We start from the raw sequence: 17,317 nt of genomic DNA on the forward strand, positions 1-17,317 counted from the left end.
TTATTGAACGAGAAATATGGAGAATGGTACCAGGATTTTCAAAGTGCATTTGACACCATGGATGAAAATGATGTCTATGTTGATATGAACAGACTTATGGGCTTAGGGCGTTTCAATATTTCCATGAACAGAAAGCTCATGGAGAAAAGTATTGATGTATCTTGGGTTGAAGCCATAGAGGATGGCATTATCCATGTTGATAATGTTATAAGAAATCCTGGTAGGACTATCGTGGACGTTGAAGAGATAGTTCCGATAGCCCTGTCCAAAAAAATTACAGTTGAATCAATAAAGCATTTAGCACAACATACAGATCTGATACAGAGCGTAGACGAAAAGAAGGGGACTATTACTCCTTCAAAGGTTCTTAATGTGCATAAAGAGGAAAGTCTTAGTACATATGAGAACCGTTTCGTTAATACGCTTATTGACAGACTGTATATTTTTATAATGACCAGATATCAGAAACTGTCTGAGATTGAAAAAGACGAAGAAGTGTATGCAATGGAGGCGGAAAGTAAGATAAATGATGAGAATGGTAATTCATTTAATGTTAAAATCGCCATTGATACAAAGAGAAGTCTTGAAGCAACAAATGATAGCGGATATACGGTATGGCAACGTGTTGAAAAGCTTAAAAAAACAATAGAAGGCTACAAAGGTTCGGAACTTTGTACAAGTCTTGGGAATAACTTTGTGCAACCACCTATTATGCGAACTAACGCTCTTATGAAGAACGTTGATTTAAAGGCGTGTCTTGCACTTTGGCAATACATATTAAGTTATGATAAGGTCGGTTATGAGATTAACGTAGAGGATACGGCACTTAATCCTAATAAGGAATATGTGGAAGACCTTGGAAAGACCATGGCATGTAATCTTGTCCTATTTAAAAGTTATACGGATAAGAGTAATGTCAAAGATGTTTATAAGCCAATAGGTAAAAGAAATTATAAGCCTATAAAACCAAGAGTTGTAAAAAGATATAAATCAGAACTTCTATCAGGACAGTATGATGTCCATACAGAAGGTGCTGTCGGATATATACAAGTTCAAGGCGTTCAGGGATATAAGAATTCTGATCTTCCAGAGAATTCAACGGCCGTATTTGATCAGATTGGTAAGGCTATTACCATCGAGAGAAATTACTATGCTGAAGTTGATAGGAGAATCTTAGAAGCGCAGCAGAGAGCTGAAGAAGCTGAAAGAAGAAGACTTGAACGTGAAGAACGTCTTAAAGAAAAACAACGTATCGAGGAAGCTAGAAGAGAAGAACGAGAACGTATCAGGAGAGAACGCGAAGAAGAACAGAGACGTATTCAGGAAATGCTTGAACGTAGAAGGGCAGAGATTGAAGCTGAAGAAAAAGAACGTGCTCGTCTTGAAGCAGAACGTCAGGCTCGTATAGAGGAAGAAAGAAAACGAGCAGAACAGGAAGCTAGAGAAAAGGCTGAACGAGAAAAACTCGAACGTGAAAAGAAAGCAATCAGAGAGGACTTTGGAGAGGCAGAAGGTGTCGATACAACAGTATTTGATAGAAAGAAGGAAAGCCACGAAAAGGTTAATGCATATGGAACAGTAACTCAGAATGATATTGAAGAAGTTACTAACATGATGCAAGAAAAGAAAGAAAAGATTGCTAATGGTGAAATAGAAGCAAAACCTGAGGAGAATCTAATGGAAGATCCAAGGGAAGTAGCTGCAAGAATGAAACTTGAACAACAAAAACGTGAGAAAGAGCGTATTGAAAAAGAAAGAGCTGCTAGACTTAAAGCAGAACGTGAGGCTTATGAGAAGAAGCCGTTTAGAGAGATTTATAAGATGTATACTTATAATCCAATCTACTCTCTTCCACGTTTGTTTAGATGGTTATTATATGTACTCTTTGGTGTGATTCCAAAAGATACGGATAATCCAGATCAGAAGAAGATTTTACGTCAAAGAGAAGAAGATGCAAGAAAGAGAGAATACGAAAAACTCGAAAGAGAAAAAGTTATTGTGTACTACAAAAAGTATGCAACAAACTTCCCATATAGTTTTGTTAGATTCTATAAAGACCAGAAGTTTAAACGTAAGAGAAGAAAAGAAGCTAAGAATAAACCAAAACCTGTATGGAATCCTCCAGTACGTACTGAAGAAGAGACAAGAGCAATCGAATTGGAGATGCGTGCACTCTATAAAGAATATCATGTATCGGTACGTGAGAGGATGAGAAGAAAAATAAGAGAACTTACGGAAAAAAATACGGATGAGGCTGCATAATGAAAAAAGCATTTAAGGTGTTAAGGAAAGCGTTATCGTATATTGAATGGACTATCTTAGTGGTAGGAGCAATAATACTTGTTTATATTTTCTTTAATACATTACAAGGAAAAGCAGTTAATTTATTTGGTTATAATGTACTTCATGTTGTAACCGGAAGCATGGAGCCGACGATTTCAACTGATGAATATGTATTTGTTAAAGAAACAGATACAAAAGAACTTAAAAAAGAAGATATTATAGCATATTATAGTGAAGAATCGGATGTTAAAGGGTTGCCGGTAATCCATAGAATAGTGGATGTTTTACCTGATGGAAGGTTTAAAACAAAGGGTGATGCTAATGAAACATCTGATGTACTCCCTGTTAGAGGAGAGCAAGTTATTGGTAAGTATCGTGGAAGAGTTGGATTATTAAATTTCATCTCATCTTTTATGGACTTTAGAAAGATATTGATGTTATTTGTTATTATTCCGATGTTTCTTGCTTCTATATATGAAGTAAAGAGTATTTGGAAGTTGACAAAGAAAGTTCGTGATGATAGTAAATCTGATGGAGATAAGATGAAGGAAAATGAATCTTACGAAGAAGCGGTGGAAAGATTAAAAAAGGCGGCTGTGGAAGAATATCTAAAATCTCAATCTGAAGCTAAAGCAGATGAAGAGATTAAAGATGATGAAAACGCAGACTAGAGTTTATGAAGGTTTAATTATGGCTAGAAAAAAAGAATCAACAGAGAATAACAAAAATAAAAAGGCTAATAAAGTAAAGAAAAATAATTCAGTGGATACAATGCTTCATTATACGGCTCGCGATTATGGCCAAGAGTATATTATGAAACGAAAGATGATTAGAGCCATATTCATTGCGATAATGTTAGCAATTGCATTGATTGTATTTATTGCTCTTTACATGGATCAGGCAGGAAGAGTGCAGGAGACGTATCGTACTAAGTATACTAAGTCACTAGAAACTGTAGTTTTTGATTTGGATGATTATAAAAATGCAGAGGCTGACTATGAACTTAGGTATAGAATGATTCTTGCAGATATGTCGAATGCGAATGCATTTGCTTTTCTGCTGGATGATTTTGAGAAGGAACAGAAGAGTATAAATGGGCTTTATACATGTTTTCTTAAGTATCCTCAGCAAATGCAGCAGAGAATAGATGAAGTTAAAGAAATTCTTGAAAAAATACTGAATGTGAACAATAAAGATTCATATGAAGGAATAGACAAATTTGTCGATACTATAAATTTGAAAGGATATTAATGATCGTAAAAAGATTAGGAAGGGTTATTGATTAGAAGATTGTTAATAGTGGAGGGGTATTCATATGAGTAGAAAAAGTAAATTAAAAAGAGAAATTAAAACCTGTCAAAAAACTATAGTTGAAATAGAAAGAAGACGTGCAAGATCGCAGTCTGCCTTGGTTCAGGCAATCCTTCTTCAGGAAGAACCTAATGAAGATGATGTAGAGTGGTTCAATAAATATACTGGAGAAATTACGGCTTGTCGTAACCATATGATGGAATTAAAGAAAGAATTAGAGTCTTTATAGTACAAAAATTTTAAAATAGTTTCCAATAAGGACGTACTATGTCGATTTCGTGAGTAAATGTCTAAAAAAATAAAAAGGTGTTGTGCAATTTGCACAACACCTTTTGTTAATAACAGATATTTTCGATAAATTTATACAAAAAACTTGTTTTATTAAAAAGTATTTTGTATAATTATCATATAAATTTAACGCATTGTAACCAAAAGCATTAAAGCGTAACAATAGTAACTAATTAACAAGTTGATGATTTTTTTAAATAATAATAAAGAATAAAAATATCAGAAAAGGAGGGTGACGATTATGAAGAGACAGAATAAGAATAGTAAAAAAATAGCAAGTGCAGCATCGATGCTTTTATTATCAACAGCGATGCTCGGAATGGCAACATATGCATGGTTTACAATGAATAGAGAAGTTAGTGTAACTAACATGCAGGTTAAAGCAAAGACTGATCAAGGTCTTTTGATCAATGAGGTAGCAACTGCGAATGATGCAAATTGGGATAATGAAGCAACAGCTGGTCAGACAACACCTGAATCAGCTATTCAACTCCATGCTACATCAACAGCTAATACAACTACTTGGTACGCAGCTTATAGTACAAAGGCTAATAGTGCTGCTTTTGCATCATCAGGCCAGGAATCTGGTGATTTAGCAGATGGTTATAAAACCCTTAATACAAGTGAAGGTTATACTACAGCAGAAAATACAGTTGCAGCAGTTGCTGGTACAAGTGCAGAGCAGAATATTACATACATAGACAAAGGAACAACAGGTTATCAAAATGGTGAAGGTTACTACGTAAAATATAAATATTATCTTAAATCAAATGGAGATGCTATTACATGTGGCACAACAGCTGCACAGTCTATCCAACTTAAAGATTTACAGGTAACAGGTAATAATAATTCAGCTGATCTTGATAAGGCATTAAGAGTAGCAGTAGTAGCAGGTGGTAAAGCTTATATCTTTGCACCACTTCAAAGTTCAGCACAGACATATTATGTAAATGCAAGTGAAACTGGAACTACAACACTTACAGGTGATCAGTATATAAATATTACAAGTATCCCAGCTGTAACAGCTGCTGGTACAGAAGTAGATGTTTATCTCTATTTTGAAGGTGAAGACCCAGATCTTAAGACATCAAATGTTACAAATACACTTGACAATCTTACAGTATCATTTAGATTTGCATTAGTTGATAATTCAGGTACAGTTACAGATAATGGAGTTTCAATTAATTAATAGATTGGTTATAAACGTTAAATTATTTAAAAGAAGAGGCTTTATGCCTCTTCTTTTTTTGTGAGTAATAGGTTCTTAAAAAACTAGTTTTATAATTGATAGTTTCCAGTGATAAGAGTATAATTGTGTTGTTGTCGCGTTGTTTTTGTGACAGCAGTATAAATGGTTTTTTAAGGAGGATTTTTTAATGAAGAAAAAGATTATAGCTGGAGTACTTTCAGCCTCTATGTTGCTATGCAGTGTAGAAGCACTTCCAAGCAGTTTTTTATCAAGTATAGGTACTGGAGTAACTGTAGAAGCTGCAGTTGCTAATGGTTTTGAGTACAAATTACTTTCAGATGGTACAGTTGAGATAATACGTTATACGGGTTCATCAGAGAATGTTACTATTCCAGAAATGCTTGCTAGAAAGTATGTTTCTAGAATAGGAGATGCGGCTTTTTATATGAGTAATGTAAAGACAGTTACTATACCAGCAACTGTAAAAAATATTGGCAATGATTCATTTAGAGAATCAGCATATCTTACTGATGTAAAATTTTTAGGTACTACAAGAATTGACAGTTATGCATTTTATAAGTGTACGAGTCTTAAAAATGTAAGTTTAAACGCTGGATTAAATAAAATTGATGATTATGTTTTTTATGGTTGTAGCGCCCTTAAAAATATAGTAATACCTGATACGGTTACAAGTATTGGTGGATATTGTTTTGAAAATTGTTCATCACTTGAGAGCGTAACATTATCTAAAGAATTGACAGAAATAAGTGATGATACATTTGCTTGGTGTACTAGTCTTAAGAGTATTAGAATACCTAATAAGGTTAAAAGCGTTGGATGGCGTGCATTTTCATCATGTACTGCTTTAACTCAAGTTATAATGCCTAACAGTCTTAAGACTATAAGTGATGAAGCTTTTGATAGATGTAATCATTTAGAAAAATTATCTATTCCAAATAGTGTAACAACTATTGGTGATGGAGCATTTGAAAATTGTACAGGTTTACTTGATGTGGTTATACCTGACTCAGTAACAAAAATTGGTAAGAATGCATTTGGTTATATCCATGCTACTAATTCAAAAGTATATGAAAAAATCGAAAAATTTGCTATATGTGGTACAACTCCTGTAGCACAGAAATATGCTGAAGATAATAAATTTAAATTCATTGATATAAGATTATCTAAGGGGAGTGTTAGCTTAAATAAAACAGTTTATGTATATAATGATAATGGTGTTAATGCAGATGTTGTAGTTAAAAACTCAGCAGGTGATGTCCTTAAGGCTGGTACAGATTATGAATTAAGCTACGCTGATAATAAAAAGTGTGGTAAAGCTACAGTTACTGTTAATGGTAAGGGCAAGTATATTGAAACTGTTAGCGAGAACTTTATTATTACACCAGCTAAGATTACAGGTGTTAAAGTAAAGTCTCCTAAGGTAAAACGTGTAAAGGTTACATGGAAGAAGGCTAATGGAGAAGTAACTGGATATGAGATTCAGATAGCTCGTAATAAGAAGTTTACTAAATCACTTAAGACTATCGATATTAAGAAGGCTAATATTTCTAAAAAGACAATTAAGAAGTTAAAGAGTAAGAAGAAATATTTTGTTCGTGTTCGTGCATATAAGACTATCGATAATACTAAGTATTACGGTAACTGGAGCAAGATCGTGAGTAAGAAAGTTAAAGGTAAGAAGGCTAAAAGCAAGAAAACTAAGAGTAATAAATAGTTAAGTATAAATAATAGACAAAAATTTAATAACTAGATTTTTTTTGTAAAATAAAAAGGATACTGAGAAGTGATGAGATAAATGAGGTGCCCCCTCAAAACTCAAATCTACTCTGTATCCTTTTTATGTTTTATGTATAAACCTTATTTTTTTAAAACATACTCAAAACAAGTTTTTCAGCTTCTTCCTGTGGTAATGGTCTGCCCCAGATATAACCTTGTATAAAGTCACATCCGATTTCTTTCAATGTTTCAATTTGTGCATCTTCTTCTACACCTTCTGAGATAACATCAAATCCCATTATATGTCCCATTGAAATAATAGCAGATACATATTGTTTTGATGATTTGCTAGTATTCATAGTATCGATAAAAGATTTATCGATTTTTAAAAGGTTAGCTGGGAATTTATTTAGATAACTAAGTGAAGAGTAGCCAGTACCAAAATCATCAATTGCTATCTGTATTCCCATAGCTCTTATTTTGTCAATACACTCTAGTGCTTTATCAACAGAATCAATCATAATGGATTCTGTAATTTCTATTTCTAAATTAGTGGCAGGAACGCCGCTTTCATCAAGAATTCGTTGTATTTCATCAAGAAAATCATTCTTCATTAAATGCTTTACAGATACGTTTATGCTAAGAGTAATATCTGCGCCGCTTTCTTTTAATAGCTTTCCAAAGAATAATGCTGATTTTCTAAATATCATTTCATCAACCTTATCGATTAATCCAATCTTTTCAGCAACTGGTATGAATTCACCAGGACTTATAAATGCTCCGTCAGAATCCTTCATACGAGCCAATGCTTCAAAACCACGGAGTTTATGATCCATATTGAATTGTGGCTGCAGATGGAAGAAAAATGTCTGTTCTTCTAATGCTTTTTTTATCTTTCCTTCAATTTCAAGTAAGTGTTCATCGGTAAGCATATCAGGTGTGAAATGCAATATATGATTACTAATATTTCTTCGCTTAACTTCATGCATTGCTGTTTCTGCGCAAGTATAAACAAAATCTTTTTCATCTGAATCTAAAGGATATTCTGCATAACCAAAACTAGCATTAACATATATATCACAATCATCAATTGTTATACGTTCAGTAAGTTTTTTCTCGTATTCTTTGATTTTATTAAGTGCTTGATCTTGCGAAGCGTAGTTTCTAATTATTATAACAAATTCATCACCACTTACTCGTGCAATAAAATCTGAAGATTTTTTATCATTGGTATCCGCTAAGGTTATCCATCGATTTGCTATTTCTTTTAATACGCTGTTGCCTATATCAAAACCTAGTGTATCATTGATACCTTTAAAACCATTTATATCAATTGAAGTAATAATATATTTTTCCTTCTTGGAATAAAGATTATCAATTAGTTCTGAACAGGCATATCTATTTGGAAGTCCTGTCAATCCGTCTGTTATAGCTTGCCTACGTAGTTCTTTTTGGTAAATATCTATTTTTTTATTATTTAAGTAAATAATTGAAATAGCAATAATTGTAAGTACTGAAGAAAAAAGTCCAGGAATACTTGTAATATTATGTCTGCGAACTATTCCAAAAATAATAGATTGAACTTGAATAAACTGTAATGCTATTGCGGTAAAATATCCCAGCTTTCCAAAATAAAATGCCATAAAGATAATGCATATTTCCGATATAGCAGATAGTGCACCAGCAAATGTATATACTGGAATTGCAACACCAAAAAGATTAAATGATACGCTATGAGCAGCAGCGGCACTAGTAAGTACAGTTGATGTTATATATAAGAGCACTATGACAATGAAGAAAATCGTAGGTTTCTTATGCTGCTCTGACAGTCGATTTATAACCCTCTCTGTGTATTTTTGTTTTATATTTTGATTCATATAATAACCACTTCCCCATACAAAAAACAAATTTAATAGAATTATAGTTTAGAATTTTTAAACAGGAATTTCGCCATTAAGCTTAGCAAATATTATAGGAAGTTCAGCATCGACTTTATCATTATCAAGCTGACATGTTCCTGCATTTTTATGACCACCGCCTCCGTATGATAGACAAAGAGCGCCGATATCAAAATCAGAATTCCTGTTTACTATGGACTTGCCAATCATAACAGCTGTATTTTGTTTTTTAAATCCCCATGCAACATGAACTGAAAGTTCAGTATCAGGCCACATAGCATAGACCATAAAACGATTACCAGCATAGATTGTCTCTTGTTCTCGTAAGTCAATTACTGCAACTTTACCTATAATCTTAGTGATGTTTCGCAGTTGTTCTTTAAAGAGCTCCTGTTGTTCAAAATATAAATCAACTCGTTCCTTAACATCAGGAAGTTCAAGTACTTCTTTGATGGAATGGTCAACACAGAAAGTGATAAGCTCCATCATAAGATTATAGTTACTTATTCTAAAATCGTGAAAACGACCTAGACCAGTACGAGCATCCATAAGGAAATTCATTAATACCCAATCAGTGGGATTAAGGATTTCATCAACTGTAAAGTCTGCACTATCGCCTTTGTCGACAGCAAGCATAATCTCTTCTGAAACATTAACAAATGTTTCAGCTCCACCATAGTAATCATAAACTACTCTGGCAGCAGATTTAGCGTTACCATCGATTACGTATTTTTCTTTATACGCCGCAACGTTATTTCTAATAAGTTCGCTTTCGTGATGATCAAATGCAAGTCCAACCCTAGGATCAAAAGGTAAATTAGTTGTAATATCGTTTTCAGATAAATCAATTTTACCATCTTGAACGTCTTTTGGATGAACGAACTTAATCTCATCAATTAAATCTAATTCTTTAAGGAGCATGGCGCAAACTAGTCCATCAAAATCACTCCTCGTAACAAGCCTTTTTTTGACTTCTCCCATAGTAAAAACCACCTTTCCCGAAATGTAATCTTTTCCTTCTCTAAAAGACCACATATATATATTTAATGATACCATATTTAACGAAGATTAACAATTGAAAATGGGTTTAAAAAAAGATAGATTTTTACTTTTTTTTAGTTATATTTTTGACAAAGTTAAGTGCAGAAAACCTGAAAACTTTCAGCTTTTGAGTGAGAAAAACCTGAGAATTTTCATTTTATTAACGCGAAAAACCTGAAAATTTTCGGTTTTTTCTTGGAAATATAATATGAATATGATAATATGGTAATAAGAAATGATGATATAAGTGTAATAATAAACGAAAGGAGTTTGGTAAATGGAACGAAAATTTATAAAAATACTTCAAGAGTGGGATAAAAATCAGATAAAAGAACCAATGATGGTTATAGGGGCAAGACAAGTTGGTAAAACATGGATTGTTCGTGAATATTTAGAAAACAATTATTCTGAATATATATATATAAATTTAGAGGAACAGCCAGAATTAATATCGGCATTTGAAGGAAACTTATCTCCAGATAATATTCTTAGAAATTTAAGTATATTATTGGGAAAAGATATAGATTTCAAAATTCCTATTTTTATCGATGAAATACAGCAGAGCGAGAGAGCTATTACTTCGTTGAAATATTTTTGTGAGGCGAAGGAAAACTATCGTGTAATTGTAGCAGGAAGTTTGTTAGGAGTGAAAATAAATCGCTTTCAAACATCATTTCCTGTAGGGAAAGTACAAATAGTGCACATGTATCCGATGGATTTTGAAGAATTTCTTTTGGCATGTGGAGAAGAAAAATTACGAGATATGATAAAAGAAGCATATGATACTATGTCTCCGATACCTTCAGGTATTCATGAAAAAGCACTAAATTTATATCATGATTATCTTTTGGTTGGTGGTATGCCACAGATGGTAGTTAATTTCGTGGATAATGGGAAAAATATTATGAAGGTGAATAGGAATTTGCTGGACTTTTTGCGTTTGGCATATCTTGCAGACATGTCAAAATATGTTAATAACGCTCCAGAAACAGCTAAAATTACGGCAATTTATGAATCCATTCCACGTCAATTAGCTAGAGAAAATCCAAAGTTTAAATATAAAGATGTTAGTGCAAATGCAGTAAAGCGAGATTATTACACTCCAATTGATTGGTTGGTTTCTTCAGACATGATTATAAAGTTAAATAGATTAGAATCTCCTAATTTACCGCTTAAGGGATATGAAAATCCAGATAGTTTTAAAATATATTTGTCAGACGTTGGATTACTTAGTAGTATTTGTCAATTAGGGGTAAGGGAATTACTTTCTGATACGAACAATATTTATAAAGGTGCCGTTATTGAGAATTATGTTATAGAACAATTAAGGTGTAACAAAAAAGATTTGTATTATTACAAACCTACAGAAAGCATGGAGATAGATTTGATTATTGAAATTGATGATGAAATTATACCTATAGAAATCAAATCTGGAAGGCATAAAAGATCTGTTAGCTTAGATAATTATAGAAAAAAATATAATCCATCATATGCTATACGTTTTTCTGAAAACCAATTTGGATATACTAATCAGATTAAATCAGTGCCTTTATATGCTGTGTTTTGTATTTAATTTTGGTGTAATGTTTCAGTGTAAGTTAAACCCAGAAAAATATAAGAAGTATAGATATATTTGCTATATTGACATATATATATATTTAGATATAAAATAGTTAACGGGCGTTATGCTGCGTTTTGTACGTTTGTGCGAAGGATTTTTATTTTAAGGAGGAAACAAGAAAAAATGAAAAGCATGAAAAAATTAATTGCCGCATTTATGTGTACGGCAGTTGCTTTTACGAGTTTTGGTATTCAACCCGTAAGAGCGGATGAAGAAGCAGAAGAAGTAGAACCAGTAGAAGAACAATTTGAAATTGATGAGGCACATTTCCCTGATGAAAATTTCAGAAAATGCGTTGCAATCAATTCGGATACTGATGGTGATGGTTGGCTTGATAACTATGAAATTAAGTATACCTGGAATTTGTATTGCGAGAATAGTGGTGTTAACACTGTAAAGGGTATAGAGTATTTTCCTGATTTACAGGGATTGTGGTGTAAGGGCAATAATATTACCGAATTGGATTTGTCAAAAAATCCTAAGCTTTTCGGTGTATGGTGTTCATTTAATCCTATAAAAAAATTAGATTTTTCACCATGTCCTGATCTTGCATGGGTATATTGTTTTAACTGTCAACTTGAGGAACTTAATTTTAAAGATAATCCAAAACTTGCATATCTTGAATGTAATAAAAATGAGAATCTTAAGGAACTTGATGTTACTCACAATCTAGAATTAGAAAACTTGTTTTGTAGCAATTGCTCACTTGAAACACTTGATGTTACTCATAATGAACTTCTTTGTGAGTTGGATGCTTTTGGTAATAAACTTAAAACACTTGATGTATCTCATAATCCTCTTCTTAAAAGACTTGATATTTGGGATAATGAGGAACTCGGAGATGTAGATGTTTCTAATTTGAAGGAAATGCAGTACTACAATATTGGAAATACAGCAGCTAAGAATCCAGATATTAGTAACAATAAGCATTTGATGGAATTTGTTTGTAACTATAATGAGAAAATTTCATCACTTGATTTATCACATAATCCGGAACTTGCATATCTTGCAGTTGAATGCGATGTTAGTTTAAAAGAACTTGATTTATCACATAATCCTAAACTTTATTATCTCTTAGCGTTTGGATTAAGTAGTATTGAGAACATAGACATAAGTAAGAACTATCGTCTTTGTAAAGCATTTAATGAAGGTGCATATATGCATGAAGACCGAGAAAAAATAGGCTTGGCATATGAAATGAAACTTGATTACGGTGGAAGTAGTGATCCATTTGATGAATTGAGACATCTTATTGCTCTTGATGATAGAATCGATGCATCATTAGTAAATTCAAAGTTTGATGGCGTAAATGTTCCAGACTGCAGACTTGATACTAATGATGGTCTTCCAAATAACGAAAGATTTATCACAAGAGGTTGTGCTATTCAGACATTATATATGCTTGCCGGAGAAATTCTTGGTAAAAAACCAGATGTTAGTAACTTAAAAACAAGATTTACTGATGTACCAAAGGATGCTTCTTATTACGATGCAGTTAAATGGGGCGAAGCTAATAATATTTGTTTTGGTTACCCAGTACTTTGCGATAATAAATTCAGTGGTGAAGAGCTTATTAATAGACAGGATTTCGCATTGATGGCTCATAGATTTGCTGATTTGTTTAAACTTGGTACAGCATTAGATTATGGTAGATCTGATTGGTTTAAAGATTCACTTGAGATGGACTTCTATACATGGGCACCATTAACATGGGCAATTCAGTGGAAAATAGTTGATATTAAGGAGGATGCAGAATACTGTTATCCTCATGGAAGAATCACTTATAACCAGTTATATAATGGTCTTGTGAATTTGATGGATATTGATGTTGGAGCAACTTATGCTCAGAGAGTAGGCGGAAACTTCGGTGCTGAAGGAGATCCTGATGCAACAGAAGAACAGGGTACAGGTTATGTAGGAGTTGTTCCAAAAGATCAGGTAAAGATTGTTATTGCAGAGACATTTGCTGGTACAATAGGAGGTACTAAAACTAGTGAAAATAAAAATGTAACAGCAAATGAAACTGTGATTGAAAAAGATGTTTATGGAAATAAGATAGTTACTCTTGCGGAAAAAGATAAAGAGATAACTTCTATAACAGATGAAAAAGATGCTTCGGGCTCAACATTCTCACTTCTTAAGGCTAAACAGGCAAAGGTTAAAAAGAACAGCATTAAGATTTCCTGGAAGAAGGTTAACGGTGCTGATTCTTATGTGGTTTATGGAAATAAATGCGGTAAGAAGAATAAATATGTTAAGTTAAAAGAAGTTAAAGGAACGTCATTTACTCAGAAGAAACTTAAGAAAGGTACATACTATAAGTACATAGTTGTAGCTGTGGGTAAAGGAAAAGTTCTTGCTACATCTAAGACTCTTCATATAGCCACTAAGGGTGGTAAAGTTGGAAATGATAAGTCGGTAAAGGTTAAGAAGTTAAAATATAAACTTAAAAAAGGAAAAACCGCAAAGATTAAGGCTTATGCAAAAGCCGAAAGTAAGAAACTTAAGGTTAAGAAACATAGAAAACTTTCGTATGAAACTTCAAATCCTAAGGTTGCTACAGTTTCAGGCAAAGGCAAGATTAAAGCTGTTGGAAAAGGTAGCTGTACTGTTTATGTATATGCACAGAATGGTATGTTTAAAAAAGTGAAGGTAACAGTTAAATAATTATAAAAGTATAGGTCTCTGAAAAGCAGTTATAGTTTTTAAACTATAGCTGCTTTTTTGATTTGATTATTTAAAGAATGGAAACGAAATAAAAAAGTAAAATCGATGCTTCTATATCATTCTTTATGTATTAATGTTTGTGGAAAATTACCAAAAATATACGGACAAAACGCTTAAAATCCGTCAAAAATACTTGTAATTTACGTTAACCTATAGTATAATCATTGTGAGGACTTACACTCTGTTTTGCGATATATAAAAGGTTTTTTGGTTACGATTTGGTTCAAATGAGTTTTATAAGTTGTTTTACCATGATTGGAGGTGAGGCAGATGGATGAAAAATTAAATAAAGATAATCTGCTTCAGGAGAATGTGGAAAAGCAGGTTGAAGAGAGTACGGTTGATAAAAAAGAAGAAATAAAAAAGAAATTAATAATACATTATAAAAAGTGTGCTATGGGTATTATTGCATTAGCAATTTTAATTATGGCAGTTATAGCATGGTTTACAAAACCAGATGGAGTTAAAACAAGTGGTATGAGTGTAACTTTAAGCGATTCACCGTTTGATTTAAAATCAATTGGTTCTGATGGTATATACGATGAATTCATGGATGATATAACTACAGGTTTTGAAAATGAAACAACTACAGTTGGTTCAAGTGGTATTAAGTGGAACTTAACTAGTACTTCACAGATGAATAATTTATATGAAGGAAGCGGAGAGTTAACTACTGAAAAGTTTGGAGAGATTACAAGATCTGATTCAGAAGAATATGGTTTAAAACCAGGTGATAGTGGCAAACTTGATTTTTCAATAGTACCTAATTCACCACCTGTATCACTAACTATGAATTTAAATGTAAAAGGATACGAGGCTACATTTGATAATACAAGTCATAAAACAGATGATCCTTTAGTAGAAGTTACAAATGCAACAGTTGATAATTATATGCATTCACATATTTTATTCTTCTATAAAGGAACTGATAACAAGAAGCATATGCTGACATCTGAAGGATTCGATGCTGATAATATTACAGTAGAAACTGCTAAAACCATATATTGGGTATGGATTCCAACACTTCAGCAGATATTAGATGCTAACATTGAATCGCTAGGAGATGTGGATGCATCAAAAGAAGTAAGAAGATATTTCTTCGAAAATCCTGATAAGTTCTTAAAGGCAACGGGTAATGTTTCATTTACTGCATTTACTGTTACAAAGAATGATGATGTGGCAGCAGAAGAAGCAGAAATTGAGGAGAAAAAGGACTTTGTTTCAGGAAGAAATTATAGCACATATGGTGCTATGTATAATGATGCGGACCAGTCTATAGGTGATCATATAAATTATGTTTTAGTTGAACTTACAGCTTTACTTAAATAGTGTGAAAAGGATTATATAAAAGCAAAGGAGGTGAGAGTTGTGATAATAATTGATAAAGGCAAATTATTGATTGATATATTAAAAAAATGGTATATGAATTTAAGTAAAAGAGACAAGATAATGTCAGCGTGCGCATTAGTTATGACAATAGTTCTTATTATTTCAACTTTCACTAATGCATGGCTTGCACATCAAAAAAGAATGGCGATACTAGCTAAGATAAATTCACCAGCGAAGTTATCATTAAGATCTGGTGCAGGTGAAGATATCATTCAATTTAAGATGGCTGGTATAGATACAGAAAGTGGTAATTATAAGGATTTTGTATTCTGTGTAGAAGGTGAAGATATTTCAACTTATAACATTCAGATAGCACATACTACTAACATTAATTTTACATATACAGTTTATCAGGCAACACCTGATATAAATTATGATCCGGCTAATGATACTGGGGGCGTTGAATATATTACAGCGAATCGTGAATCTGTGTACTATATGCCGGCAGGAACTCCTCTATCAGGAGCGTATATAAATGAAAATAGTGAAAACTTCATGATTAGCGGAAATAATGTGGAAAGAAAAATTGGTACAACTCAGTATGCTGAACCAAGTTATATAAATGGTGCATCAGCAGATGCAAGACAAAAATATGCAGAACCTTTATATTGGCAGACTAGTACAGCCATAACTGCAGATGGTACAGCATATGATATAGATAGCCATGAAAGAGCATTTCAAAATTATTATGTTTTAAGAGTTTCATGGGGAAGTGATGTTAGAAATGATAAAGAAACGGATTTAATATATATAACTGCACAAGTTTCATAAAAGATTAAGAAGGGAGGATAGCTGTGGATAATTTATTAAGAAAAATAAGACAAAATTGGATAGTTGTTTGGTTCGTAATTGCAGCTATTTCTCTTTCGATTATGTCTGGTTATGCTATTTATACGCGTGTAACTATTGCTAAGAGAGTAGTATCAACTCAATCAGGTGCAAGTAGTTTATTTAGTTCAAGCCACATGAATACAGGCGGAATGAAAACTATAGAACCTATAACAGATAACACTCAGAATGCATCAGTAACAGTTAATGTATACAATTACGCATACCCAAAAGAAGCTGTTTATAGAAATGAAGATACGCAATATGACCTTGTTGCAACAATAGGAACAATTGATGATTCTGATAATTTTACTCCTTTATCGGATTCTTCAGTTTTAGAGGGTTTAACTTATAGCGTAACATACGGCTCGCAAACATTTACATTTGGTGCGAGTGGATTAACACATACATTTAGTGGTTGTGTAATTTTAGGAGAAGGAGCACATTCAAATCAAGTTTCTCTTGTATTTGATAAGAGTGAATTAGGTAATAGTCCTAAAGGGTACGTTATAAAGATTGAAGCTAATCCATATGATTCAAGTCTACAAAATTTAACAGGTTATGTTATGGTTAGATACACTAAGCAAGCATCAGCTGGTTGGAGTGGAGAACTTGAAGAACTTGATAGTAATAAGGACTATGATGGATTTAACTATTACCTTGAGGGAAATGGAAAAGGTAAATTAACGTTTAGATGGAATAAGAGTAAGGTTTCAATTAATAAAGATTTCTTAAATAATCCAAATAATAAATTTTATTATTTAGATAATGATAATTATGTAGCGTATTCATCAGCTCCAGATGAAGCAAACTTAACAGCCGATGGTGAAGGCATGGTTTCATTAACAATTGAAGTTGATTCAACTAAACAAAACAGATATGAAATACAGTTTTATAAAACTAATAAGAATAATGATTATTCGACAACAGTAGTTAAGGAGAATTATTTACCGGATACTGCACCTAGTGATTGGAATCCGGATACAACAACTCCTTAGGGTTAAA

The 17,317-nt window shown here is 32.7% G+C and carries 13 protein-coding genes; 11 read left to right on the plus strand and 2 right to left on the minus strand.

Annotated features, from left to right (window positions below; translation table 11 throughout):
* Positions 1-3 precede the first annotated feature (3 nt).
* The 6 genes from B5D16_RS09695 (at position 4) to B5D16_RS09715 (ending at position 6,806) form a co-directional block, all read left to right on the plus strand.
* Positions 4-2,262: a DUF2357 domain-containing protein gene (locus B5D16_RS09695; protein WP_143405098.1), complete on the plus strand. Its 2,259-nt coding sequence runs from the start codon at positions 4-6 to the stop codon at positions 2,260-2,262.
* A complete protein-coding gene (locus B5D16_RS12410; protein WP_143405099.1) occupies positions 2,262-2,954 on the plus strand; it encodes a signal peptidase I in 693 nt (230 codons plus the stop codon). The genes B5D16_RS09695 and B5D16_RS12410 overlap by 1 nt, the downstream gene beginning before the upstream one ends.
* Positions 2,920-3,534 (plus strand): hypothetical protein, encoded by a 615-nt coding sequence (locus B5D16_RS09700; RefSeq protein ID WP_078766790.1) that lies wholly within the window; start codon positions 2,920-2,922, stop codon positions 3,532-3,534. The genes B5D16_RS12410 and B5D16_RS09700 overlap by 35 nt, the downstream gene beginning before the upstream one ends.
* A gap of 64 nt (positions 3,535-3,598) precedes the next feature.
* Entirely contained in the window at positions 3,599-3,823 is a 225-nt protein-coding gene (locus B5D16_RS09705; RefSeq protein WP_078766791.1) for a hypothetical protein, read from the plus strand.
* 300 nt (positions 3,824-4,123) lie between these two features.
* The gene (locus B5D16_RS09710; RefSeq protein WP_078766792.1) at positions 4,124-5,071 is read left to right on the plus strand and encodes a hypothetical protein; all 948 of its coding nucleotides are present in this window, start codon (positions 4,124-4,126) and stop codon (positions 5,069-5,071) included.
* 187 nt (positions 5,072-5,258) lie between these two features.
* Entirely contained in the window at positions 5,259-6,806 is a 1,548-nt protein-coding gene (locus tag B5D16_RS09715; RefSeq protein ID WP_078766793.1) for a leucine-rich repeat domain-containing protein, read from the plus strand.
* Between the two features lie 151 nt (positions 6,807-6,957).
* Here B5D16_RS09715 and B5D16_RS09720 read toward each other — a convergent pair whose 3' ends face one another.
* Both B5D16_RS09720 and B5D16_RS09725 read right to left on the minus strand, forming a co-directional pair.
* Positions 6,958-8,685 carry a putative bifunctional diguanylate cyclase/phosphodiesterase gene (locus B5D16_RS09720; RefSeq protein ID WP_078766794.1) on the minus strand — a complete coding sequence of 576 codons (1,728 nt, stop codon included), beginning with the start codon at positions 8,683-8,685 and terminating at the stop codon, positions 6,958-6,960.
* Positions 8,686-8,742: 57 nt separating this feature from the next.
* The gene (locus B5D16_RS09725; protein WP_078766795.1) at positions 8,743-9,687 is read right to left on the minus strand and encodes a DHH family phosphoesterase; all 945 of its coding nucleotides are present in this window, start codon (positions 9,685-9,687) and stop codon (positions 8,743-8,745) included.
* 337 nt (positions 9,688-10,024) lie between these two features.
* Between B5D16_RS09725 and B5D16_RS09730 the strand changes: the two genes are divergently transcribed.
* From B5D16_RS09730 to B5D16_RS09750, 5 genes are all read left to right on the plus strand, one after another.
* Entirely contained in the window at positions 10,025-11,320 is a 1,296-nt protein-coding gene (locus B5D16_RS09730) for an ATP-binding protein (RefSeq protein ID WP_078766796.1), read from the plus strand.
* Between the two features lie 171 nt (positions 11,321-11,491).
* Positions 11,492-14,035 carry an Ig-like domain-containing protein gene (locus B5D16_RS09735; RefSeq protein ID WP_078766797.1) on the plus strand — a complete coding sequence of 848 codons (2,544 nt, stop codon included), beginning with the start codon at positions 11,492-11,494 and terminating at the stop codon, positions 14,033-14,035.
* 330 nt (positions 14,036-14,365) lie between these two features.
* A complete protein-coding gene (locus tag B5D16_RS09740; RefSeq protein ID WP_078766798.1) occupies positions 14,366-15,424 on the plus strand; it encodes a hypothetical protein in 1,059 nt (352 codons plus the stop codon).
* Between the two features lie 39 nt (positions 15,425-15,463).
* Positions 15,464-16,255: a hypothetical protein gene (locus B5D16_RS09745; RefSeq protein WP_078766799.1), complete on the plus strand. Its 792-nt coding sequence runs from the start codon at positions 15,464-15,466 to the stop codon at positions 16,253-16,255.
* Between the two features lie 23 nt (positions 16,256-16,278).
* Complete coding sequence (locus B5D16_RS09750) at positions 16,279-17,310, plus strand: hypothetical protein (RefSeq protein WP_078766800.1); 1,032 nt, start codon at positions 16,279-16,281, stop codon at positions 17,308-17,310.
* The last annotated feature ends 7 nt before the right edge of the window (positions 17,311-17,317 follow it).

It is taken from the genome of Eubacterium uniforme (assembly GCF_900167115.1).
GTDB classification, from domain to species: Bacteria; Bacillota; Clostridia; order Lachnospirales; family Lachnospiraceae; genus Eubacterium_S; species Eubacterium_S uniforme.

Coding starts and splice junctions, on each gene's coding strand:
- B5D16_RS12410 (WP_143405099.1), top strand. CDS start 2,262: ATGAAAAAAGCATTTAAGGTGTTAAGGAAAGCGTTATCGTATATTGAA.
- B5D16_RS09700 (WP_078766790.1), top strand. CDS start 2,920: ATGAAGAGATTAAAGATGATGAAAACGCAGACTAGAGTTTATGAAGGT.
- B5D16_RS09705 (WP_078766791.1), top strand. CDS start 3,599: ATGAGTAGAAAAAGTAAATTAAAAAGAGAAATTAAAACCTGTCAAAAA.
- B5D16_RS09710 (WP_078766792.1), top strand. CDS start 4,124: ATGAAGAGACAGAATAAGAATAGTAAAAAAATAGCAAGTGCAGCATCG.
- B5D16_RS09715 (WP_078766793.1), top strand. CDS start 5,259: ATGAAGAAAAAGATTATAGCTGGAGTACTTTCAGCCTCTATGTTGCTA.
- B5D16_RS09720 (WP_078766794.1), bottom strand. CDS start 8,685: ATGAATCAAAATATAAAACAAAAATACACAGAGAGGGTTATAAATCGA.
- B5D16_RS09725 (WP_078766795.1), bottom strand. CDS start 9,687: ATGGGAGAAGTCAAAAAAAGGCTTGTTACGAGGAGTGATTTTGATGGA.
- B5D16_RS09730 (WP_078766796.1), top strand. CDS start 10,025: ATGGAACGAAAATTTATAAAAATACTTCAAGAGTGGGATAAAAATCAG.
- B5D16_RS09735 (WP_078766797.1), top strand. CDS start 11,492: ATGAAAAGCATGAAAAAATTAATTGCCGCATTTATGTGTACGGCAGTT.
- B5D16_RS09740 (WP_078766798.1), top strand. CDS start 14,366: ATGGATGAAAAATTAAATAAAGATAATCTGCTTCAGGAGAATGTGGAA.